Genomic DNA, 22274 nt, shown 5'->3' with positions numbered 1-22274 from the left:
CGCCCCCTGCCGAGCCCCCTGCCGCCCCGTCCGGCGGCAGGGGGCTCACCCGGGCAGCAGCCCGGTCAGCTCACCCGCCAGCGGAAGGTCCCGCAGCGCCCCGCCCTTGGTCAGCGGGTCCGTGGCAATCGCACTGCTGAGCGGCTTGAAGTCCGCGATCTGCGTACCCACGACGTTGTCCAGCGGGTCGACGCCGGTATTCGCCAAGGGGTCGAGCTGGAGGTCCTTGACGGGGCCCAGCGCACCCGGCAGGGCGTGCTCGAACGCGGCCATCACATTCAGGTTGTCCCCCAGACTGTCCACCGGCATCAGCGGCGCCGCCGGCGCCGCTGATGCCGGTGCCGCCTGCGCCGCCGTGCCGCCCGCGCCGAGTGCGGCGCCCGCCGCGACGACGGTGAGACCGAGGCGCAGCAGGCCGCGCCGCTGGTTGTTGGAAATTGCGTGACGAGCCATGAATTTCCCCACCTGGACAAGTAATCAATAGAGCACGCAGGGTAATCGAAGTGTGATCTGGATACCAACAGTCCACCCCGCGTCCACCCCGGGGGTTCCCTGCACGAGTCAATGCCGCACACTTGTCTCCCGTGAGTTCCCAACACCTCCCGACCCGCGTCGTGCTGCTCGCGGGCCCCTCCGGCTCCGGAAAGTCCTCCCTCGCCGCCCGCACCGGTCTGCCGGTGCTGCGCCTGGACGACTTCTACAAAGAGGGCGACGACCCGACACTTCCGCTGGTCACGGCCAGTACGGACATCGACTGGGACTCCCCGCTGTCCTGGGACGCGGACGCGGCGGTGGAGGCGATCGTGGAGCTGTGCCGTACGGGACGTACGACCGTCCCCGTGTACGACATCGCCACGAGCGCGCGAGTCGACCGGGAGGCTTTCGAGGTCGGTCATACGCCGCTGTTCGTGGCGGAGGGCATCTTCGCCGCGGACGTGGTGCGGCGCTGCCAGGAGCTCGGCGTACTGGCGGACGCGCTGTGCCTGCGCGGCCGTCCGTCAACGACCTTCCGGCGTCGGCTGGTGCGGGACCTGCGGGAGGGCCGGAAGTCGGTGGGCTTCCTGCTGCGCAGGGGCTGGCGGCTGATGCGCGCGGAACGCGGGATCGTGGCCAGACAGACCGCGCTGGGCGCGCACCCGTGCGACAAGGCGGAGGCGCTGGGCCGCCTGTCCGCAGCGGCGGGCCACTGCGACGCAATGCCCCCGGCACGGACCTTGGCGTAACGCCCCGCCGCCCCTTGCCTCGGTCCCCGAGCACCCTGCGGGCTGCGGGGCGAAGCCCCAGCTCTGACCTCAGCGGCCATTGAGGAACCGTTCCTTGTCACCGAGCAGGAGCGTGTCCTCTCGGCGGCGCTGCCCCGAACGGTCTTGGGCAGGCTGGTCGTCCGCTTTCTCGTCCTGGGCGGCGACGCATATCGTGTATGCGGTCCGTTCCAGGTGAGCGGATTCCCTGACGACCTGGCCATGTGGGTGTGGCCAGAGACGGCGGGGAGGCCCCGAACCATCTCACTGGTGGAGCGGGGGCCCCGCACGCTGGCGCCACACCCGGCGTCCCAGATCGCACAGCACACGCTACACACGCCCGCCGGACGGACGCACCGATCACCGGAACGTTTCACCCGGACGCACTAAAAGTCACTAAAGCGGCATGTATGCCGAGCAGTTGTGAACCGCCATGGTGAGCAACCACCTCTGCGAGAGCGGGTGCCGGCTTAGGCACAAAGAAGCGCGGGACCGGACAAGACCCCCCGGCCTGTCCGATCCCGCGCCGTTTCCCCCGTATCCCCGTTCACCCCGGCGTCCCCCGTGGTCCCCCGATTACCGCCGTCTCCCCCGAAACAGCGGCCCCGTTCCCCCGTTCCCCCCGTTGCCCTCAGGCCACCAGCTCGCCGAAGGACTCCTCCTCGTCACGGCCGAAGCTGAGGACCTCGTCCTCACGCAGCCGACGGAGCGACCGCCAGATGCTCGACTTCACCGTGCCGACACTGATGTCCAGGATCTCCGCGATCTCCGGGTCGGTGTGGCCCTCGTAGTAACGAAGGACCAGCATCGTCCGCTGGAGTTCGGGAAGCCTGGCCAGCGCCTGCCAGAGCACCGCGCGCAGCTCCGTACCCCGCATCGCGTCGGTGTCGCTCGCCGTCTCCGGCAGCTCCTCCGTCGGGTACTCGTTGAGCTTGCGCCGGCGCCAGGCGCTGATGTGCAGATTGGTCATCGTGCGGCGCAGGTAGCCCCCGACCGCCGCCTTGTCGCTGATCCTGTCCCAGGCCCGGTACGTCGAGAAGAGGGCGCTCTGCAGCAGGTCCTCCGCCTCGAACCGGTCGCCGGTCAGGTGGTAGGCGGTTGCGTACAGGGAGGCGCGGCGCTCCTGTACGTAGGCGGTGAACTCCGCCTCCGACAGGCTGCTCCGTCCCCCTGTTGCCTCCCCGTACGCCGCCCCGCTGCCCCTCACAGGCGCGTCAACCACCGTCATGTAGGGCTGCGTACGCCCCTGGTCCGAAGACGACGGCTTGTGCTGACGCCCGGCGCCGCGAACGCACCCCCGCCCGTTCACGGCGCCGGACTTCTCGGTGGTCCTCACCACGTCGTGGAGACGCGTGACAACTGCGCTTGAGGTGGTGCTGTGCAGTGCGTTCATCTCGCGCCCCCCGTCGAGTGGAGTGTGTTTCGGTCTGTGTGCCACGAGACTGCCCGGGCAGTTTCATGACGGTGTCCGTCGACTGTCACAGCCCTGTCACAGGGGCCTGCCGGGGTTCCCGAAGCCCCGGAAACGGGCCCACAAAAGGGGTCGGAGCGGGCAGTCGGGTGAGCAGTCAAAAGAGCTCGAAAAGCGTCTCACTGGCGGAGGAGTCGTGTGGGAGCGCTCCAACGGTCGAACTCCGGCTCGCCCATGGGCCAGAATGACGTCCGTGCCTTTCCTGTTGCTGATCGAGGACGACGACGCCATCCGCACGGCCCTCGAACTCTCGCTGTCACGCCAGGGCCACCGAGTGGCCACCGCGGCGACGGGAGAGGACGGCCTGAAACTGCTGCGCGAGCAGCGGCCGGATCTGATCGTGCTGGATGTAATGCTGCCTGGGATCGACGGTTTTGAGGTGTGCCGGCGGATCAGGCGCACCGACCAGCTGCCGATCATCCTGCTGACCGCGCGCAGCGATGACATCGATGTGGTCGTGGGTCTCGAATCGGGCGCGGACGACTATGTCGTCAAGCCCGTACAGGGTCGGGTGCTGGACGCCCGGATCCGCGCGGTGCTGCGGCGCGGTGAGCGCGAGTCCACCGACTCGGCGACCTTCGGCTCGCTGGTGATCGACCGTTCCGCGATGACGGTCACCAAGAACGGCGAGGATCTCCAGCTCACGCCGACCGAGCTGCGGCTGCTGCTGGAGCTGAGCCGCAGACCCGGGCAGGCCCTGTCGCGGCAGCAGTTGCTCCGGCTGGTGTGGGAGCACGACTACCTCGGCGACTCGCGTCTGGTGGACGCGTGCGTACAGCGGCTGCGGGCGAAGGTGGAGGACGTGCCGTCCTCGCCGACCCTGATCCGTACAGTGCGTGGCGTCGGCTACCGGCTGGACGTTCCACAGTGACCACAGTGAGTCCCCTAGCGCTCACGGACGGAACCCCTAGGTGAGCAGTGCCGCAAAGCGCGCGATAGTCGCCGGACTTCGCCTGACGAGCCTCAGGCTCCGCCTTGTCGTGGTCTTCGCCCTCGTCGCGCTGACCGCCGCTGTCTCCGCGTCGGGCATCGCGTACTGGCTCAACCGTGAGGCCGTGCTGACCCGTACGCAGGACGCGGCGCTCGGGGACTTCCGGCAGGGGATGCAGAACCGGGCGGCGGCCCTGCCGTTGCGGCCCACGCAGGGCGAACTGCAGGAGACCGCCGAGGAGATGGCGGGCGGCAGCGCCGGTTACGACGTACTGCTCGTCGGCGAGCGCGACGCGGGCAAGCCGATCGTCACCACATCGGACGCGGACAGCTTCACGCTCGCCGATGTGCCGACGAGTCTGCAGGAAGCGGTGAACGAGCGTCAGGACGTCGGGGCGGGCAACTCCGTTCCGTACCACCTCTACTGGCAGCGCACCGTGCGCGGCGGAAAGCCGTATCTCGTCGGCGGCAGCAAGATCGTCAACGGCGGGCCGACCGGCTATCTGTTCAAGTCGCTGGACCAGGAGCGCCAGGACCTCAACTCGCTCGGCTGGTCGCTGGCGATCGCCACCGCGCTCGCGCTCATAGGCTCCGCGCTGCTCGCGCAGGCCGCCGCCACGACCGTCCTCAAGCCGGTGCACCGGCTGGGCGAGGCGGCGCGGCGGCTCGGGGAGGGCAAGCTCGACACCCGGCTGCGGGTCTCCGGCACGGACGAGCTCGCCGAGCTGGCGAGGACGTTCAACAAGACCGCGGAGTCGCTGGAGAAGAAGGTCGCGGACATGAGCGCGCGGGATGAGTCCAGCCGTCGCTTCGTCGCGGACATGTCCCACGAGCTGCGTACGCCGCTGACCGCGCTCACCGCCGTCACCGAGGTACTGGAGGACGAGGTCGCCAACCTCGACCCGATGATCGCGCCCGCCGTGAACCTGGTGGTGAGCGAGACGCGGCGGCTGGGCGATCTGGTGGAGAACCTGATGGAGGTCACCCGCTTCGACGCGGGCACGGCCCGGCTCGTACTGGACACGGTGGACGTCGCCGACCAGGTCACCGCCTGCATCGACGCGCGCGCCTGGCTGGACGCGGTGGATCTGGACGCCGAGCGCGGCATCATGGCGCATCTCGATCCGCGCCGGCTGGATGTGATCCTCGCCAATCTGATCGGCAACGCGCTCAAGCACGGCGGTTCGCCGGTACGGGTGTCGGTGCGGCCGGTCGACCACGAGCTGATGATCGAGGTACGGGACCACGGGCCCGGCATCCCCGAGGACGTGCTGCCGCATGTCTTCGACCGCTTCTACAAGGCGAGCGCCTCGCGACCGCGCTCCGAGGGCAGCGGTCTCGGCCTGTCCATCGCGATGGAGAACGCCCATATCCACGGCGGCGACATCACCGCGGCGAACTCGGCGGACGGTGACGGCGCGGTGTTCGTACTGCGGCTGCCGCGCGGCGGGGACACAGAGCCGGACGATATGGACGAGAACGACGAGAACGCGGAGCAGGCCGTGGAACAGGACCGCGGCACCCGCGACAGCGGCATCGGCCGCGGCCCGGAAAAGGAAGGCGCGCAGTGACGCCGAAGGGCCGTATCCGGCGGACGGCAGCCGCTCTCGCCGTGCTCATCAGCGTGGTCGCGCTCGCCGGCTGCGGGATCAGGACGACCCGGATACCGGTCGACGCCGGGCCCGCGCCCTCACGGGCCGCCTGCGAGGTGTCGGGGGACGACATCACCCCCCGGGCGCAGCTGCAGGGCATCCCCGTCCGCGTCTACCTGGTCTGCGCCTCGCAGCTGGCGTCCGTGGACCGTACGGCCGAGGTGCCGGAAGCCCGGGCCGGCGACCACGTGCTGGTCGCGCAGGCGCTCCTGGAGGAGCTCCAGCGGGCGCCCTCCGCGCAGGAGCAGGCGGCGGGCTTCACCACGTACGTACGCGAGTCGCTGTCCCTGAGCGGAGCGCGGGCGGGCGATCCGGCGGGCACGCTGCGCCTGAGCAGCCAGCCGGAGGATCTGCCGGGCCCGGGGCTCGCGCAGCTCGTCTGCACCTTCGCGGAGAGCAGGGCCGCCACGACGGACGGTCCGGTGCTGCTGGGCGGGCCCGGGGAGTACCCGCCCAGGCGGTACCAGTGCTCCACCGCGACCAAGGAGCGGCCGGAGGAGACCGTGCCGACGCTCGGTCCTGTGCCCTCTGCGTCGCCCTGAGCCTGCGGCTGCGCCGATCCCGGGTTCGCCGGTTCGTGGGCCGGATCGGGGGCGCGCCTCCGGATCCGGGCATCCGCTGTCAAGCGCCAGGGAACCGATCCCCTCGCGGCGTGCGTCTTGTGGGGCGTGCAGCGTCAAGGTCTGGACGGCAGTGCCGTCATCCGCTTCCGCGCGGCGGGGATCACTCTCCTCCTCGCTCACCTGCTGCTCGTCGGATGGCTGACGCTGCGCCCGATCGACGTGCTGTGGGTGACCGCCGCGAATCTGGAGCCCCTCGCCGGGATCAAGGCGGATCTCGCGCTCGGCCCGGTGGAGGCGGCGCGCCGGATCGGCGAGGGTCTGCTGCTGCTGTCCCCGCTGGGGATACTGCTGCCGATGGCGGGCGGCCGGCTCACTGTCTCCCCGCTGGCGTCACTGGCCCGTACGGTCGCGGCCGGGGCCATGCTGTCGCTGGCCATCGAACTCCTGCAGACCGGGGTGCCCGGACAGGTCGTCGACGTGGATTCGCTGCTGCTGAACACGGCCGGGGTGGCCCTGGCCCATCTGGCGTTCGTGCCCGCGGGCCGGGCGCGGCTGCGCCGCAGGCGGCAGCAGCTGACCGCGCGCTCGGGCGGGGCCCGGCGGCAGCACGGTGCCATGCTCCGGGAGGAGGCGTCTCAGGGGGCGACCCCGACGATTTCCAGGGTCGGTATCGCCCCATAGAGCGATGCTTTGCCCCACCTCCTGGAGCCATCATGGAGACATCGGGAGCACGCCGAAGTCGCTCCCCGGAAGGTTCTCGCGAAGGAGCCCACCATGGCCGCACTTGTCCGCCCCCAGCAGGGACGCATGATCGGTGGGGTGTGCGCAGCGCTGGCACGGCGCTTCGGCACCTCGGCGAACACGATGCGTGTGATCTTCGTTCTCTCATGTCTGCTGCCCGGACCGCAGTTCCTGCTCTACCTCGGGCTGTGGATATTCCTGCCGGCGGAGAAGACGGCCACGACAAGGTGGTAGCCGCTCTCAGCGAGGGCACAAAAAGGTGGGGCGCACACCCGGATCCGGGAGTGCGCCCCACTTCTCGTTCCTGTCCCGTGCGTACGGGACCCTACGGTCCCGTACGGGACCTTCCTCAGCCGAGGCCGGGGAGGCCCGCGCCGACCGGCAGGCTCCCGAGCGGGAGGCCGCCGACCAGCTTGTTCACCGGGCTGCTTTCGCCCGCGGGCAGCACCTGCGACGTGGCCTGGGACGAGACCTGCTCGACGGTCGCCGGCAGCGTGGATACACCGCTGCTGACGACGTCGAGCTGCGTGGCGGAGGCGGGAGCGGGCAGCACGGAGGGGGCGGCGGCGGCCGTGCCCGCCGCGGCGGCGGCGAAAGCGGCGCCGAGAGCGGTGACACCGAGCGTCTTGGCAGCAGACTGCTTCATCAGTGTTGAGTCCTTGGGACGGGGATATGAGCGGCTCTGCAAGCTAGCCACGCCCACCTGGGGGCCGCAAACACGGCGAAGCGGCCGGAAGTTGACGTTCCCGGCCGCTCCGGTGTATCCCGCTGCCCCGGCTCAGCTCTGCCGGGCGGAAGGATCGCTGGTCGTGGCGGTCTGCCGGAAAAGCCATTCGGACTTCAGCTCGGCGTATCCGGGCTTGATCACGTCATTGATCATCGCCAGACGTTCATCGAAAGGAATGAACGCCGACTTCATCGCATTGACGGTGAACCACTGGATATCGTCGAGCGTGTATCCGAATGTCTCGGTCAGGAGCTCGAACTCGCGGCTCATGCTCGTACCGCTCATCAGCCGGTTGTCGGTGTTGACCGTGGCCCTGAAGTGGAGTCTGCGCAGCAGCCCGATGGGGTGCTCGGCGTACGAGGCGGCCGCGCCGGTCTGCAGATTGGACGTCGGGCAGAGCTCCAGCGGGATGCGCTTGTCCCGTACGTACGCGGCGAGCCGTCCCAGCGTCACGCTGCCGTCCTCGGCGACGGTGATGTCGTCGATGATGCGCACGCCGTGGCCGAGCCGGTCGGCGCCGCACCACTGGAGCGCCTGCCAGATGGAGGGCAGGCCGAAGGCCTCTCCGGCGTGAATCGTGAAGTGGTTGTTCTCCCGCTTGAGGTACTCGAAGGCGTCGAGGTGGCGGGTGGGCGGGAAGCCCGCCTCCGCGCCCGCGATGTCGAAGCCGACGACGCCGGTGTCGCGGTAGCGGTTGGCCAGTTCGGCGATCTCCAGGGCGCGGGCGGCGTGCCGCATCGCGGTGAGGAGGGCGCCGACGCGGATACGGTGGCCGCTCTCGCGAGCCCGCCGCTCGCCTTCGCGGAAGCCCGCGTTGACCACCTCGACGACCTCTTCGAGGGTCAGGCCCGCTTCGAGGTGCTGCTCGGGGGCGTACCGGACCTCGGCGTAGACGACTCCGTCCTCGGCGAGATCCTGGGCGCACTCGGCGGCGACGCGGAAGAGGGCGTCGCGGGTCTGCATGACGGCGCACGTGTGCGCGAAGGTCTCCAGATAGCGCTCCAGCGATCCGGAGTCCGCGGCCTCGCGGAACCAGATGGCGAGCTTGTCCGGCTCGGCCTCGGGGAGCGCGGCATAGCCCGTCTCACGGGCGAGTTCGATGATCGTGCCCGGCCGCAGCCCGCCGTCGAGGTGGTCGTGGAGGAGCACCTTCGGGGCGCGTCGGATCTGTTCCGCGGTGGGCGAATTGAGGGTCTGGCTCGTCATCTGCGCACTCTAGCCCCTACGCGCGTAGATCGCTTGTGCCGATACGAAACGGTGACCGCCCGTACGGGTGGAGTGCGCCGTTCCTTCTGAGACTGTTCTGCCATGGGACACCACGTACTGCCCCTGTGGTGGGGGCGTTTGGCCGTCGCGGCCGAAGAAGCGGGCACGGGTACGAGTGCGGGTGCGGGTGCGGGTGCGGCACGGGGAGCGCGACGCGGCCGTACCGCGCCCACCGCTCGCCTGGGCCGCGCGATGGGTGGCCGCTCCTCGGCGCGCGACTCCGCGGGCGGCGTGGTGCTGATCCTGCCGGACGGGAGGCCGGAGTCGATACGCGGACCCTCGCTGCTGTCGTACGCGGCGGCACTGCCGCTGGGCCGCGCGCTGGCGCGGGCGGGGCGCGCGGACGGGCTGGTCGTGCACCCGGTCCACTACCGCTACCGCGGCTGGAACGGCCCCGAAGCGCAGCCGGCGGCGGACGCGACGTGGGCGGCGGACGAGGTCGTACGACGGTACGGCGATGTCCCGGTGTGCCTCGCGGGCCACGGCATGGGCGGCCGGGCGGCCCTGCGCGCGGCGGGCCATCCGGCCGTGAACTCCGTGCTGGCGCTGGCCCCCTGGCTGCCGGAGGAGGACACGGCCGCGGAGCCGGAGCCGGTGCGGCAGCTGGTCGGCAGGCAGGTGCTGATCGTGCACGGCACGAATGACGCGCGGACGAATCCGGAGTTGTCGTACCGGCTGGCGGAGCGCGCCAAGAAGGCCAGCCGCGACATCTGCCGCTTCGAGGTGCACTCGGACGGCCACGCGCTGCGCCAGTACCACGAGGAGGTGCTGGCGCTGGCGGCGGACTTCGTGCTGGGCGCGCTGTTCCACCGCTCGTACGCCCGCCCGGTGGCGGACGCGCTGGCGGCCCCGCCGCCGCTGGGTTTGCGGATGCCGCTGGCGGGGGGGTTCGGCCGCTCGTTGCGGCCTTGAGGGGCGGGGCTGCGAGGGCTTGGCCGGGCTCGGCGCATCAACGATTCGCCCGTGGAAAGCCACACCCGTGGAAAGCCGCATGGGGGGCGGCGGGTCGTGGCCGAGGAGCCTTTGGGCCCCTGGCCGGGGGCGCCGCGCAACGGCGCGGAAGCCGCGACCGGCGCGGGCTCGCCCGGGGAGGCCATCAGCCGGTGCGGACCTGACCGGTTCCCGGGGCCGCGCCCCTGACGACCGGCATATCAACGGCTCACCCTATGGGGGGTCCCAGGGGACGGCGGGGCGCGGCCATAGGATCAGTCGGCCCCCTGGCCCGGGGATGCCTCGCGCCCCCGGCGCGGGAACCGCGACCCGCGCGGGGCACGGCCGCGCACCGCGGGGCTCGCCCTACGGAAGGCCCTTGCCCGGTGCGGCCGGGCACCGTAAGCGCTCGACTGGTCCTGGGACGGGCGCGGACCTGGCCGGTTCCGGAAGCCGCGCCCCTGACGGCCGGCATTGCAACGGCTCGCACTACGGGCGGCCCGGCCCGCACCGTAAACGCTCGACTTGTCTGGGACGCTTGCCCTGGGACGCGCCCCTGACCGCGCGCCGCGCCCGGCGCGGGCGGTGAGTCCTCGAACTGCCTGACTGACCCACAACCCCCGCGGCGGTGCCAAGCCCGGTCCGACGCAGCGCCTCGCACCCCAGGTCGCCGATCCGGCGGCGTACGGACTGCCCCGGCGCGCCGGGCACGGACGGGTAGCGGGCCGGCGCGCCCAGTTCGTTGCGGGCGGCCCCGGCTGGTGGTCGGCCTCCGGCGGGAAGTCCCAGGGGCCGGGGGCCCGGCGCCACCCGCACTGGGGGCGCCGTCGGCACGGCCCGCACCGCACCGGTTCACCCAGCGGGAGCCCGTAGGCGCGTCCGCCCTCACTCCGGCAGCAAGCGGCCCCTGCGCGACAGCAGGAACTTCTTGAACGCCGCCACCGGGGCCGTGTCAGGGTGGCCGTCCAGCCAGGCCACGCCGATTTCCCGGACCGCCCGCGGCGCCGTCACCGTCAATTCCACGACCCCCGGGCGCGCCACCGCCGGGGGCGGCAGCAGCGCCACGCCCAGGCCCGCCGCCACCAGGCCGCGCAGCGTCTCCGCCTCCTCGCCCTCGAAGGCGACCCGCGGAGTGAAGCCCGCCTCCGCGCACAGATCGTCCGTGATGCGGCGCAGGCCGTAGCCCGGCTCCAGCGTGACGAAGGCCTCGTCCGCCGCCTCCGCCAGGCGGACACGTCTGCGGCCCGCCAGGCGGTGGTCGTCCGGCACCACCAGACGCAGCCGCTGTTCGTCCAGGCGGCGGGCCACCAGGTCGGGGGCGTCCGGCATCGGCGAGGTGAGGCACAGGTCGAGATCGCCCGAGCGGAGGCGTTCGATCATCGCCTCGCCGTAGTTCTGCATCAGCGTGAAGCGGATACGCGGATGGTCCACCCGGAAGGCCCGGATCAGCCCCGGCACCGTCTCCGAGCCCATCGTGTGCAGGAAGCCGAACGCCACCTTGCCGCCCGTCGGGTCCGCGTCCGCCCGTACCGACTCCGCCGCCCGTTCCACCTCCGCGAGCGCCCGCTCCACGGAGGTGAGCAGCGCCCGGCCGGCCGGGGTCAGCGACACCGTACGGCCCTTACGGGCGAACAGCGTGACCCCCAGGTCCTGTTCGAGCCGGACGATCGCCCGCGACAGCGTGGACTGGGGCACGCCCATCTCCTGCGCGGCGCGCGTCACATGCTCATGCCGGGCGACCCCCGCGAAGTACGCCAGGCGTGGCGCGAGCTTCAGCGTGATGTCTTCTTCGTAACCGCTCGGTGACAGCCGCGGCTCTGAGCTGTGTTGATGCACCATGGGAACGATTATTGCCATTCCGTGCATTGGACGCATGAAATGCGGAAGCCTATTTTCGAGGTATGCCTTCCGCAAGTACCAAGGCGTCCACACCCGTGGGCGCCGCCCCGTCGTCCCCCGAACTTCTCTCCCCAGGCCGCCCCGGCTACCGCCGTATGAGCTTCGCGCTCTTCGCCGCCGGAGTCGCGACCTTCGCTCTCCTCTACTCCACGCAGGCGCTGCTGCCCGCCGTCTCCGCCGACTTCGGCGTGAGCGCGAGCGCCGCCAGCTGGACGGTCTCCGCCGCCACGGGCGCGCTCGCCCTGTTCGTCCTGCCGATGAGCGCGCTCTCGGAGCGGTTCGGGCGGCGCCCGGTGATGACCGCGTCCCTCGCGATCGCCGTCGTGGTCGCACTGCTCGTGCCGTTCGCGCCGAACCTGGAGTGGCTGGTGGCGCTGCGCGCCGTGCAGGGCGCGGCACTCGCCGGGCTGCCCGCTTCGGCGATGGCGTACCTCGCCGAAGAGGTACGGCCCAAGGCGCTGGTGGCCGCGATCGGCCTGTTCGTGGCGGGCAACAGCATCGGCGGCATGAGCGGCCGGATCGTCACCGGCTGGGTGGCCCAGCTCTGGGGCTGGCGGGCGGCGCTCGCCGCGGTCGGGCTGATGGCGGTGGCGTGCGCGCTGATCTTCCGCGCGCTGCTCCCCAAGGCACGCAACTTCACGCCCGGTTCACTCAACCCGCGCGCCCTGGCGAAGACCGTACGCGGTCATCTGGCCGACCCGCTGCTGCTGCGGCTGTACGCGATCGGCGCGCTGTTCATGACCGTCTTCGGCGCGGTCTACACGGTGATCGGCTACCGGCTGGTCGAGGAGCCCTTCAGTCTTCCCCAGGGCGTCGTCGGTTCGATCTTCCTGGTCTATCTCGTCGGTACGGCCTCGTCCGCCGCGGCAGGTCAGCTGGTCGCGCGCATGGGCCGCCGGGGCGCCCTCTATCTGGCCGTCTCCACCACGGCGGGCGGGCTGCTGCTCTCCCTCGCGGACTCGCTGGCGGCCGTGCTGCTCGGACTCGTACTGATCACCGCGGGCTTCTTCGCGGGCCACACGGTCGCCTCGTCCTCGGTCAGCCGTACGGCGAAAACGGGCCGCGCCCAGGCTTCGGCGCTCTACCAGTCCGTGTACTACCTGGGCAGCAGCGTGGGCGGGACGCTCGGCGCGGTCGCCTTCCACGGGGGCGGCTGGGCGGGCACGGTGCTGCTGGGGCTGCTCGCGGTCCTCGGCGTCGTGTCGATCACGCTGTACGGGACGCGGGTGGCCCAGGTGGAGCACCGGCTGCGGCTCGCGGCGGCCATCCGGCACTGAGGCCGCCTGAGATTTTGTACTGATCCGTGACTGACTCCGTGCAACTACAGCGCCATGACGTGCGTCCAACGGTCAGAGTCATGACAGTCGCAGGGTGCATGGAGGGGAGTTGACGGCTGTGGCAGACACAGGCGGGACACGCGGGGCAAGATGGACAATCGGGACACGAGGGGTAAGCGGAGGGGCAAGCGGGGGAAGCAGGGGAAGCGGTATACGCCGGCGCGCGGGCATGGTCCTCGGGCTGACCGGTCTGGTCGTCCCGCTGACAGTGGCGCTGGGCAGCGCGCCCGCGCAGGCCGCCTCGTGCTCGACCTCCACCGGCCCGTACCAGAAGCAGGTGGAGAAGTTCCTGGGCCGCCCGGTGGACGGGAAGCAGTCGGCGGCCGACTGCAAGGCCATCCGCGCCTTCCAGGCCACGCACGGGATCACCCCCACCATCGGGTACGCGGGGCCGCTGACCTGGCAGACGATGAACACCATCCTTCAGCAGCGGGCGGCGGGCAAGACCCCGAACAAGGCCGGGAAGTGCCCGACCAACAAGGGCCGCATCGCGTGCGTCGACCTGACCAGGCAGCTGACCTGGATCCAGGACGGCAAGACGCTGAAGTTCGGGCCGGTGGCGGTGCGGACGGGCAAGAACGGCACCGAGACCCGGACCGGCGCGAAGAAGATCTACTGGCGGAACATCAACCACTGGTCGACGCTCTACAACGTACGGATGCCGTACTCGCAGTTCTTCGACGGCGGGCAGGCGTTCCACTCCACCACCAAGTCGATGTACAACCCGCCCGGCTCGGGCGGTTGCGTCAATATGCGCCCCTCGGACGCGAAGGCATACTGGAATCTCCTGAAGAACGGCGACGACGTCTTCGTCTACGGCCGCAAGCCCGGAACCTGAGGCCCATTGTCAGTGCCCTCCTGTAGGTTCCAAATCGCTGGGACCGATGGGCGACAGGGGTGGACCCGATGAGTGAGCTGGCAACGACGCAGGACCTGGATTCCAGGCTGGAGCAGCACCGGAGAGAGCTGACCGGTTACTGCTACCGGATGCTGGGCTCCGCTTTCGAGGCGGAGGACGCCGTCCAGGACACGATGGTCCGCGCCTGGCGGAACTTCGAGAAGTTCGAGGGGCGGTCCTCGCTGCGCTCCTGGCTCTACCGCATCGCGACGAACGTCTGTCTCGACATGCTGAACGCCGGGAACCGCCGGGCCCGCCCCATGGACCTGACCTCGCCCACGCCGGTGGCTCAGGCCCAGCTGAATGCCCGTCCGGAGGTCACCTGGCTGGAGCCGGTGCCGGACGGGCGGGTGCTGCCGTCGGTCGCGGACCCGGCCGAGACGGCGGTGGAGCGCGAGACCATCCGGCTGGCGTTCGTCGCCGCGCTCCAGCATCTGCCGCCGAAGCAGCGCGCGGTGCTGATCCTGCGGGAAGTGCTGGCGTGGAAGGCGAGCGAGGTGGCCGAGCTGCTGTCCACGACGGTGGCCTCGGTCAACAGCGCCCTGCAGCGGGCGCGGGCGACGCTCGCCGAGTCGGAGCCCTCGTCGACGGACGCGGCCGATCCGCTGGACGAGGAGCAGAAGAAGCTGCTCGACCGCTATGTCGCGGCCTTCGAGGGGTACGACATGCAGGCGCTGACGGCGCTCCTGCATGAGGACGCCACGCTCTCCATGCCGCCGTACGACCTGTGGCTCCAGGGCCACGACGACATCGTGGGCTGGATGCTGGGCGTCGGAGCGGTCTGCCGCGGCTCGCGGCTGGTCTCGACCGTGGCCAACGGCACCCCGGCGTTCGCGCACTACCATCCGGCGGAGGACGGCGAGGGCTTCACGCCGTGGGCGCTCATGGTCATCGAGATCGTGGACGGCCGGATCTCGGGGATCAATTCCTTCCTGGACACGGAGCGCTGGTTCCCGCTGTTCGATCTGCCCGCGCGCCTCGCCAAGGACGGCACCCCGGTCGACGTTGCGGAGCAGCCGGCTGAGCAGACGGCTCCTGAGACACATCTGCCTTAGGCGACCTCGCCGAGCCCCAGGAGTTCCAGCAGCGCGCGCAGCTGGGGCCCGGCGTTTCGCAGCCGGATCCGGCACCCCAGGCGCCGGGCGGTGAGCTGAAGGCGGGCGATCGCGTTCACGGCGGCGAGGTTGGGGTGCGTGATCCCGCCGACGTCGTAGATCACCTCGACGGCATGGATCCCGGCCAGCCGCACGGACAGCTCGCCGCACAGGCGCTCCGCGTCGGCCGGGGTCAGTCTGCCGGCGATGCGCACGAGGATGGGCTGTGTGTTGTCCACATCCCATAGACCGCGCCGGCGGCCGTAACTCATCGCCGCCCTCCGCTCTCGGTGCGGAAGCGGACGCGGAGCGCGACCGCGAGCCCGGTAGGGGACCAGCTCAGGCGATACGGTCCAGCACGATCGGGTTCGCCGTGAACGCCGTGCCCGCCGGGGCGATGTCGTACGCCGACGTCAGCGAGTCCAGCGCGTACGCGAACCGCTCCGGGGTGTCCGTGTGCAGCGTCAGCAGCGGCTGGCCCGCCGTCACCGTCTCGCCCGGCTTGGCGTGGAGCTCGACGCCCGCGCCCGCCTGGACCGGGTCCTCCTTGCGGGCGCGGCCCGCGCCCAGCCGCCAGGCGGCGACGCCGACGCCGTACGCGTCCAGGCGGGTGAGGACGCCCGAGGAAGGAGCCGTCACCACATGCTGTTCGCGGGCGACGGGGAGGGCGGCGTCCGGGTCGCCGCCCTGGGCCGCGATCATGCGGCGCCAGACGTCCATCGCCGAGCCGTCGGCCAGTGCCTTCGCGGGGTCCACGTCCTTGATGCCCGCCGCGTCCAGCATTTCGCGGGCCAGTGCCAAGGTCAGCTCGACCACATCGGCCGGACCACCGCCCGCGAGGACCTCGATGGACTCGCGTACCTCCAGGGCGTTGCCCGCCGTGAGGCCGAGCGGGGTGGACATGTCGGTGAGCAGGGCGACCGTCTTCACGCCGTGGTCGGTGCCCAGTCCGACCATGGTGGCGGCGAGTTCGCGGGCGTCCTCGATGTTCTTCATGAACGCGCCGGTGCCGACCTTGACGTCCAGGACCAGTGAGCCCGTGCCCTCGGCGATCTTCTTGGACATGATCGACGACGCGATGAGCGGGATCGCCTCGACGGTGCCGGTGACATCGCGGAGCGCGTACAGCTTCTTGTCCGCCGGGGCGAGCCCGTCGCCCGCCGCGCAGATCACCGCGCCCGTGGAGTTCAGCACGTCCAGCATCTCGGCGTTGGAGAGCAGGGCCCGCCAACCGGGGATGGACTCCAGCTTGTCGAGGGTGCCGCCGGTGTGGCCGAGGCCGCGGCCGCTCAGCTGCGGGACGGCCGCGCCGCACGCCGCGACCAGCGGCGCGAGCGGCAGCGTGATCTTGTCGCCGACGCCGCCGGTGGAGTGCTTGTCGGCGGTCGGCCGGGAGAGCGCGTCGAAGTTCATGCGCTCGCCCGAGGCGATCATCGCGGCCGTCCAGCGGGCGATCTCCGTACGGTTCATGCCGTTCAGGAGGATGGCCATTGCCAGCGCCGCCATCTGTTCGTCGGCGACCTCACCGCGCGTATAGGCGTCGATGACCCAGTCGATCTGCTCAGGGCTCAGCTCGCCTCGGTCACGCTTCGTGCGGATGACGGAGATGGCGTCCATGGGATTTCCTTCCAGCTCTTTCTGTGTGGCTCGTTGGAACTTCGGCGGCCGTCACACCAAGTGCTGTGGGCCGAACGCCTGCGGCAGCATCTCGGCCAGGGACAGCACCCCTTCGGGGGTGTCCACCAGCAGATCGGCGCCGCCGAATTCGTACAGCAACTGCCGGCAACGACCGCACGGCACCAGGATCTCGCCCCGGCCGTCCACACACGTGAAGTGGGTCAGCCGGCCGCCGCCCGTCAGCTGGAGCTGGGAGATCAGCCCGCACTCGGCGCACAGGCTGAGCCCGTACGAAGCGTTTTCCACGTTGCAGCCGGTGACCGTACGGCCGTCGTCGACGAGGGCCGCGACGCCGACCGGGTAGCCCGAATACGGCGCGTACGCACGGGACATGGCGTCCCGGGCGGCCTCGCGCAGGGCTTCCCAGTCGACCGGCGCCGTCACGTGCCCTGGCCCTTGCGGTAGGGCATGCCGTCGGCCTTCGGCATCCGCAGCCGTTGCGCGGAGAGCGCGAGTACCAGCAGTGTCGTGACGTACGGGGCGGCATCGACGAACTGGCTCGGGACCTGGTCGGTCAGCGCGTACCACGTGAAGAGCAGCGCGGAGACGGCCGCCGAGATCACCGCGGCCACGTACTTCTTCCGGTACAGCTGCCAGAACACCACCAGCACCAGCAGGATGGCGAGCAGCAGCAGCATCGCGTGCACGTTCTCGGCACCGCCCCGCAGCTTGAGGCTGTCGGTGAAACCGAAGAGCCCGGCGCCCAGCGCCATGCCGCCCGGCATCCAGTTTCCGAAGATCATGGCGGCGAGGCCGATGTAGCCGCGCCCACCGGTCTGGCCCTCCTGGTAGATGCCGGTGGCGACGATGGCGAGGAACGCGCCCGCGAGGCCGGCCAGCCCGCCCGAGACGGTGACGGCGATGTACTTGTACTTGTAGACGTTGACGCCCAGGGACTCGGCGGCCACCGGGTTCTCACCGCAGGACCGCAGTCGCAGTCCGAAGGCCGTACGCCACAGCACCCACCAGGTTCCCGGGATCAGCAGCAGCGCCAGGATCGTCAGCAGCGACAGATTGGTCACCAGACCGCCCAGGAGGCCGGCCAGGTCGGACACGAAGAACCAGTGCCTGGCCTGGAGGTCGGCCAGCCAGTCCGAGAGTCCCGGCACGGTGACATCGGTGATCTGGTCGATGCGCGGAGACTGCTTGGAGGAGCCTCCCTCGGCCTCGGCGAAGGTGAAGTTCGAGAGATAGCGGGTGGCGCCGACGGCCAGGATGTTGATGGCCACACCGGAGACGATGTGATTGACGTTGAACGTCACGGTGATGATCGCGTGCAGCAGGCCGCCGAGCGCCCCGCCGACGATGCCCATCAGAACACCGGCCCACGGACCCGACTGATAGCCCGCCCAGGCGCCGAACCAGGTGCCCAGGACCATCATGCCCTCAAGGCCGATGTTGACCACACCCGCGCGCTCCGCCCACAGACCGCCGAGCCCGGCGAGACCGATCGGCACGGCCAGCTGGAGGGCACCCGAGACCTGGCCGGCAGAGCTGAGGTCGTCCGCCCCGCTGATCACGCGGACCAGCGAGAACAACGCCAGACCACCCGCGATGATCAGCATCATCACCGGCAGGGACAGCTTGCGGCGTCCGCCGCCCTTCTTGGGCGCGGTGCTCGCCATCGAGACGGTGCTCGTACTCATGCTGCTGCCCTGCTTTCGTTCTTGCCGGCCTGGGCGGCAAGTTCTTCGCCGACCTTCTGCTGCTGGCGGCGGAGCCCGTACTGCCGGACGAGTTCGTACGACACGACGACCGAGATCACGATCAGGCCCTGCATGATCGTGGCGATCTCCTTCTCGTAGCCGTACTGGTCCAGCGAGGCGGACGTCTTCTCCAGGAAGGAGACGAGCAGCGCGGCGAAGAAGATGCCGATCGGATTGTTCCGGCCGAGCAGGGCGATGGTGATGCCCGTGAAGCCGACGCCGACCGGGAAGCTCAGGCTGTACGTGTGGGTCTGGCCGAGCAGCAACGGCATACCGGCGAGACCCGCGACCGCGCCGGAGATCAGCATGGCCGTGACGACCATCTTCTTGGCGTCGACACCGCTCGCCCGAGCGGCGGAGGCACTGGCGCCGGTGGCACGCAGGTCGAAGCCGAAGCGGGTGCGGTTGAGCACGAACCAGTAGACGATGCCCAGGGCGAAGGCGACGAAGGTGAAGCCGTAGACGACTCCGCCGTCACCCACGTTCATGCCGGGGAACCAGCCGGACTCGGCGATCTCCCCTGTGGTCAGGTCGTTGGAACCCTCCGGCTGCACACCGAGGTTGGCCGGCAGGATCAGCCAGGCGATCAGACTGGTGGCGATGGCGTTCAGCATGATCGTGGAGACGACCTCGCTGACCCCGCGGGTGGTCTTCAGGATGCCCGCGATACCGGCCCAGAAGGCGCCGACGGCCATCGCGACGAGCACGATCAGCGCGATGTGGAGCGGTCCGGGCAGATCGATGGCGGCGCCGACGGCGGCGGCGATCATCGCCGCGAGACGGTACTGGCCGTCGACACCGATGTTGAACAGGTTCATCCGGAACCCGATGGCGACGGCGAGCGCGGCGAGGAAGTACGTGCCGGCCTGATTGACGATCAGCACCTGAACGTCGACGTACTCGGCGTTCTCGACCATCAGCTGATACGGCTCGATGGGATCGCGGTTCGAAACGAGCAGCACCACGGAGGTGAGCGCGAAAGCCACGAACAGGGCGAGCACCGGGCCGGCGAGGCCCAGGATCAGCCGGTCCTTGTCGAGCTTCTTCATCGGCCCTCACCGTTCTCGTTGTGCTCGAGGTGGCCGGTGGCGGCGCCGGTCATGGCCGAGCCCAGCTCCTCCGGGGTGATCGTGGCGGGGTCGGCGTCCGCGACCAGACGGCCGCGGTACATCACCCGCAGGGTGTCCGACAGGCCGATCAGCTCGTCCAGGTCGGCGGAGATGAGCAGCACCGCCAGGCCCTCGCGGCGCGCCTCGCGGATCTGGTCCCAGATCTGCGCCTGCGCGCCGACGTCCACACCGCGTGTCGGGTGGGCGGCGATCAGCAGCTTCGGCGTGTGGCTCATCTCGCGGCCGACGATCAGCTTCTGCTGGTTGCCGCCGGAGAGGGACGCCGCGGTCACCTCGATGCCCGGGGTGCGGACGTCGTACTCCCTGACGATCCGCTCGGTGTCACGGCGGGCGGCCTTGAGGTCGAGCAGGCCCTTGCGGCTGTTGGGCCGCTCGGTGACATGGCCGAGAATGCGGTTCTCCCAGAGCGGTGACTCCAGCAGCAGGCCGTGCCGGTGGCGGTCCTCGGGGATGTAGCCGATGCCGTCCTCGCGGCGCTTGCGGGTCGGCGCGTGGGAGATGTCGTTCTCGCCGAGGGTGATCACACCGCCGTCGGGGTCACGCATGCCCATGAGGGCCTCGATGAGTTCGGTCTGCCCGTTGCCCTCGACCCCGGCGATGCCCATGACTTCACCCTTGTGAATGGTGAAGCTGATGCCCGCGAGGACCTCGCGGACGACGCCGTCGGGGTCGACCGCGGTCAGCCGCAGGTCGTCGACCGTGAGCATCGGCGTATCGGTCACCGTCGACTCACGGGTTTCCGGCGAGGGCAGCTCGCTGCCGACCATCAGTTCGGCGAGCTGCTTGGTGGTGGTCGTGCGGGGGTCGACGGTGCCCACGGTCGTACCGCGGCGGATCACTGTGATCTCGTCGGCGACCGACAGCACCTCGCCCAGCTTGTGCGAGATGAAGATGACGGTCAGGCCCTCCGCCTTGAGCTCGCGCAGGTTGTCGAAGAGCGCGTCCACCTCCTGCGGAACCAGCACGGCGGTGGGCTCGTCGAGGATCAGGGTGTGGGCGCCGCGGTAGAGGACCTTGAGGATCTCCACTCGCTGACGGTCCGCGACACCGAGTTGCTCCACCAGGACGTCGGGGCGGATGTTCAACCCGTACGCGTCCGAAATCTCCGTGATCTTCTGCCTGGCCCTGGCCGCGATGCCGTGCAGCTTCTCGGCGCCGAGAACGACGTTCTCGAGCACGGTGAGGTTGTCGGCCAGCATGAAGTGCTGGTGGACCATGCCGATGCCGCGCCCGATGGCATCGGCCGGGCTGGAGAGGCTGACCTGATCGCCGTCGATGGTGATGGTGCCTTCATCCGGCTTCTGCATGCCGTAAAGGATCTTCATCAGGGTCGACTTGCCGGCACCGTTCTCGCCAACGAGGGCATGCACGGTGCCCTTGCTGATGGTGATGTCGATGTCGTGATTGGCGACGACACCGGGGAAGCGCTTGGTGATGCCGCGCAGTTGTACGGCGGCAGGAGGGCTGGGCGCGTTGATGACGCACTCTCCTTGGCGGGAAAGGAGCAGGGAGGGCAGGCGGAAGTAACGGTCTGGGCGGGCAGGGGCGGGAGTGAAAGGTATCGCGCCAGAGGCGGATCTACGCGCGTAGCGATACCGAATAGCAAGCATCGTGCACCGAAGGCCGGTCCGTGGACCCGCGGGGACGGCTGTTCGCCGCGCCCTGCGGATCCACGGACCTTCACTCCGGTCGCGCGATTACGGAGTGATCTTGACCGTGATCTTGCCGGCGATGATGTCGGCCCTGGCCTTGTCGACCGCGGCGGTCACCTCGGTCAGCTTGGTGTAGGCCGGGTTGGTGGCAGCCAGGCCCACGCCGCCCTTGTCGAGGCCGTATCGGATCTCACCGTTCTGCGGCTTGCCGTCCTTGACCGACTTGATCAGGTTGTAGACGGAGTCGGCGACACCCTTGGTCACCGAAGTGAGGATGTAGTCCTTGTAGGCCGCGAGACCCTTCTGGTTGTACTGGTCCGAGTCGACGCCGATGGCCCACTTCTTGGCCTTGGCGGCGGCCTCGATCGAGCCCGAGCCGGCGAGGCCCGCGGCGGCGTAGATCACGTCGGCGCCCGCGTCGAGCTGGCCCTGCGCGGCGGCCTTGCCCAGGTCGGGCTTGGAGAACCCACCGAAGTCCGGCGGCTGGGTCAGGTACTGGACCTTGACGTTGACGTTCTTGTTGGTTGCCTTGACGCCCTGGACGAAGCCCGCCTCGAACTTCTTGATCAGCGGGGTCTCGACACCACCGATGAAGCCGACGGTGTTGGACTTGGTCACCTTGGCGGCGGCAACGCCGGCCAGGTAGGAGCCCTGCTCCTCGTTGAAAACCAGGTTCGCGATGTTCGCGCCGGTCTTGGAGGTGTCGTCGATGAGGCCGAAGGTCGTCTTCGGGAACTTCGGGGCGACCGCCGCGATGGCCGGGGCATAGGCGAAGCCGACGCCGATCACGGGGTTGTTCCCGGCACGAGCCAGCTCGGTGAGGCGCTGGATCTTGTCAGGGTCCCCTTCGCCCTCAGTGGGCTCCGCCTCGACGCCCTTGATCTTGAGGTCCGTTTCGGCCTTCTGCAGACCGGCATAGGCGGCGTCGTTGAACGACTGGTCTCCTCGGCCACCGATGTCGTACGCGATGGCAGTCTTGCCGCCACCATCGTCCGAGTTGCCCTCGGACGACGTTTTGCCGCCACACGCGGCGACAGACAGGGCGAGAGCCGTGGAGGCGACGCCCACGGTGGCGATCCTGGTGATCCGGCGCACTGGGAGGCTCCTTAAACCTGACCGAAAGCGCCTCTTCCGGCGCTGGGTTCGCGGCGATCGTAACGCGCGTAGATGTCAGTTAAGGACCCGTTCATCAGTCGTTATCGGATCGTCGCGAATAGGCCACCTGGCAGTAGCAGGCCCTCGGGCGGAAGCAGGGCCTGCGTACAGGCGTGCGGGGCGTCGGCGCGGCTGGACGGCCGGGGGCTGCCCGTATCGCCGTAGCGCCGTATCCACGTATCCCCACGTCCTCGCGTCCTGCGTC

Annotated in this window: 22 protein-coding genes; 10 read left to right on the top strand and 12 right to left on the bottom strand. The window is 70.0% G+C overall.

Features of this window, described 5'->3' with window-relative positions; genetic code table 11:
* Window positions 1-45: 45 nt before the first annotated feature.
* Window positions 46-453, bottom strand: a complete 408-nt coding sequence (locus ACIHCQ_RS04730; RefSeq protein ID WP_399657959.1) for a hypothetical protein — start codon at window positions 451-453, stop codon at window positions 46-48.
* A gap of 131 nt (window positions 454-584) precedes the next feature.
* On the opposite strand from ACIHCQ_RS04730, the gene ACIHCQ_RS04725 reads away from it, so the two are divergent.
* Entirely contained in the window at window positions 585-1223 is a 639-nt protein-coding gene (locus tag ACIHCQ_RS04725) for a uridine kinase (RefSeq protein ID WP_399657957.1), read from the top strand.
* Between the two features lie 649 nt (window positions 1224-1872).
* Here the strand turns inward: ACIHCQ_RS04725 and ACIHCQ_RS04720 are convergent.
* Window positions 1873-2634, bottom strand: coding sequence for a SigE family RNA polymerase sigma factor (locus ACIHCQ_RS04720; protein WP_399657955.1), 762 nt, complete (start codon window positions 2632-2634; stop codon window positions 1873-1875).
* A gap of 271 nt (window positions 2635-2905) precedes the next feature.
* On the opposite strand from ACIHCQ_RS04720, the gene afsQ1 reads away from it, so the two are divergent.
* The 5 genes from afsQ1 to ACIHCQ_RS04695 all read left to right on the top strand — a co-directional run bounded on the left by afsQ1 (window position 2906) and on the right by ACIHCQ_RS04695 (window position 6832).
* The gene (afsQ1, locus tag ACIHCQ_RS04715; RefSeq protein WP_175257369.1) at window positions 2906-3583 is read left to right on the top strand and encodes a two-component system response regulator AfsQ1; all 678 of its coding nucleotides are present in this window, start codon (window positions 2906-2908) and stop codon (window positions 3581-3583) included.
* A 40-nt stretch (window positions 3584-3623) separates the two neighbouring features.
* Window positions 3624-5213 carry an ATP-binding protein gene (locus ACIHCQ_RS04710; RefSeq protein ID WP_399657952.1) on the top strand — a complete coding sequence of 530 codons (1590 nt, stop codon included), beginning with the start codon at window positions 3624-3626 and terminating at the stop codon, window positions 5211-5213.
* A complete protein-coding gene (locus ACIHCQ_RS04705) occupies window positions 5210-5836 on the top strand; it encodes a hypothetical protein (RefSeq protein WP_399657950.1) in 627 nt (208 codons plus the stop codon). The genes ACIHCQ_RS04710 and ACIHCQ_RS04705 overlap by 4 nt, the downstream gene beginning before the upstream one ends.
* 126 nt (window positions 5837-5962) lie before the next feature.
* Window positions 5963-6538: a VanZ family protein gene (locus ACIHCQ_RS04700; protein ID WP_399657948.1), complete on the top strand. Its 576-nt coding sequence runs from the start codon at window positions 5963-5965 to the stop codon at window positions 6536-6538.
* Window positions 6539-6631: 93 nt separating this feature from the next.
* Window positions 6632-6832: a PspC domain-containing protein gene (locus ACIHCQ_RS04695; RefSeq protein ID WP_399657946.1), complete on the top strand. Its 201-nt coding sequence runs from the start codon at window positions 6632-6634 to the stop codon at window positions 6830-6832.
* Between the two features lie 115 nt (window positions 6833-6947).
* Here the strand turns inward: ACIHCQ_RS04695 and ACIHCQ_RS04690 are convergent, their stop codons facing one another.
* Entirely contained in the window at window positions 6948-7244 is a 297-nt protein-coding gene (locus tag ACIHCQ_RS04690) for a hypothetical protein (protein WP_399657943.1), read from the bottom strand.
* A 132-nt stretch (window positions 7245-7376) separates the two neighbouring features.
* Complete coding sequence (locus ACIHCQ_RS04685; protein ID WP_399657941.1) at window positions 7377-8531, bottom strand: adenosine deaminase; 1155 nt, start codon at window positions 8529-8531, stop codon at window positions 7377-7379.
* 252 nt (window positions 8532-8783) lie between these two features.
* Between ACIHCQ_RS04685 and ACIHCQ_RS04680 the strand changes: the two genes are divergently transcribed.
* Entirely contained in the window at window positions 8784-9503 is a 720-nt protein-coding gene (locus ACIHCQ_RS04680; protein ID WP_399658645.1) for an alpha/beta hydrolase, read from the top strand.
* A gap of 903 nt (window positions 9504-10406) precedes the next feature.
* Here the strand turns inward: ACIHCQ_RS04680 and ACIHCQ_RS04675 are convergent.
* Window positions 10407-11360, bottom strand: a complete 954-nt coding sequence (locus tag ACIHCQ_RS04675; protein ID WP_399657939.1) for a LysR family transcriptional regulator — start codon at window positions 11358-11360, stop codon at window positions 10407-10409.
* A 62-nt stretch (window positions 11361-11422) separates the two neighbouring features.
* Here ACIHCQ_RS04675 and ACIHCQ_RS04670 point away from each other — a divergent pair, with 62 nt between their 5' ends.
* The 3 genes from ACIHCQ_RS04670 (at window position 11423) to ACIHCQ_RS04660 (ending at window position 14710) form a co-directional block, all read left to right on the top strand.
* Window positions 11423-12697 carry an MFS transporter gene (locus tag ACIHCQ_RS04670; RefSeq protein ID WP_399657937.1) on the top strand — a complete coding sequence of 425 codons (1275 nt, stop codon included), beginning with the start codon at window positions 11423-11425 and terminating at the stop codon, window positions 12695-12697.
* Window positions 12698-12926: 229 nt separating this feature from the next.
* The gene (locus ACIHCQ_RS04665) at window positions 12927-13595 is read left to right on the top strand and encodes a L,D-transpeptidase family protein (protein WP_399657935.1); all 669 of its coding nucleotides are present in this window, start codon (window positions 12927-12929) and stop codon (window positions 13593-13595) included.
* Window positions 13596-13663: 68 nt separating this feature from the next.
* Entirely contained in the window at window positions 13664-14710 is a 1047-nt protein-coding gene (locus ACIHCQ_RS04660) for a sigma-70 family RNA polymerase sigma factor (RefSeq protein WP_399657933.1), read from the top strand.
* Here ACIHCQ_RS04660 and ACIHCQ_RS04655 read toward each other — a convergent pair.
* The 7 genes from ACIHCQ_RS04655 to ACIHCQ_RS04625 all read right to left on the bottom strand — a co-directional run bounded on the left by ACIHCQ_RS04655 (window position 14707) and on the right by ACIHCQ_RS04625 (window position 22009).
* The gene (locus ACIHCQ_RS04655; protein WP_399657931.1) at window positions 14707-15021 is read right to left on the bottom strand and encodes an STAS domain-containing protein; all 315 of its coding nucleotides are present in this window, start codon (window positions 15019-15021) and stop codon (window positions 14707-14709) included. The two genes, ACIHCQ_RS04660 and ACIHCQ_RS04655, sit on opposite strands and share 4 nt — an antisense overlap.
* Before the next feature lie 67 nt (window positions 15022-15088).
* Window positions 15089-16366: a thymidine phosphorylase gene (locus ACIHCQ_RS04650; protein ID WP_399657929.1), complete on the bottom strand. Its 1278-nt coding sequence runs from the start codon at window positions 16364-16366 to the stop codon at window positions 15089-15091.
* Window positions 16367-16417: 51 nt separating this feature from the next.
* Window positions 16418-16810 carry a cytidine deaminase gene (locus tag ACIHCQ_RS04645; protein ID WP_399657927.1) on the bottom strand — a complete coding sequence of 131 codons (393 nt, stop codon included), beginning with the start codon at window positions 16808-16810 and terminating at the stop codon, window positions 16418-16420.
* Entirely contained in the window at window positions 16807-18072 is a 1266-nt protein-coding gene (locus ACIHCQ_RS04640; protein WP_399657925.1) for an ABC transporter permease, read from the bottom strand. Before ACIHCQ_RS04640 ends, ACIHCQ_RS04645 begins: the two co-directional genes overlap by 4 nt.
* Complete coding sequence (locus ACIHCQ_RS04635) at window positions 18069-19181, bottom strand: ABC transporter permease (RefSeq protein ID WP_399657922.1); 1113 nt, start codon at window positions 19179-19181, stop codon at window positions 18069-18071. The genes ACIHCQ_RS04640 and ACIHCQ_RS04635 overlap by 4 nt, the downstream gene beginning before the upstream one ends.
* Window positions 19178-20707 carry an ABC transporter ATP-binding protein gene (locus ACIHCQ_RS04630; protein WP_399658643.1) on the bottom strand — a complete coding sequence of 510 codons (1530 nt, stop codon included), beginning with the start codon at window positions 20705-20707 and terminating at the stop codon, window positions 19178-19180. The genes ACIHCQ_RS04635 and ACIHCQ_RS04630 overlap by 4 nt, the downstream gene beginning before the upstream one ends.
* Window positions 20708-20959: 252 nt before the next feature.
* Window positions 20960-22009, bottom strand: a complete 1050-nt coding sequence (locus ACIHCQ_RS04625; protein WP_399657920.1) for a BMP family protein — start codon at window positions 22007-22009, stop codon at window positions 20960-20962.
* Window positions 22010-22274 lie beyond the last annotated feature (265 nt).

Origin of the sequence: Streptomyces sp. NPDC052236 (assembly GCF_044548015.1) — a bacterium.
Taxonomy (GTDB): Bacteria; Actinomycetota; Actinomycetes; order Streptomycetales; family Streptomycetaceae; genus Streptomyces.
Note: the sequence above shows the minus strand (reverse complement) of the source record. Positions and strands in the feature narration are given on the sequence as shown.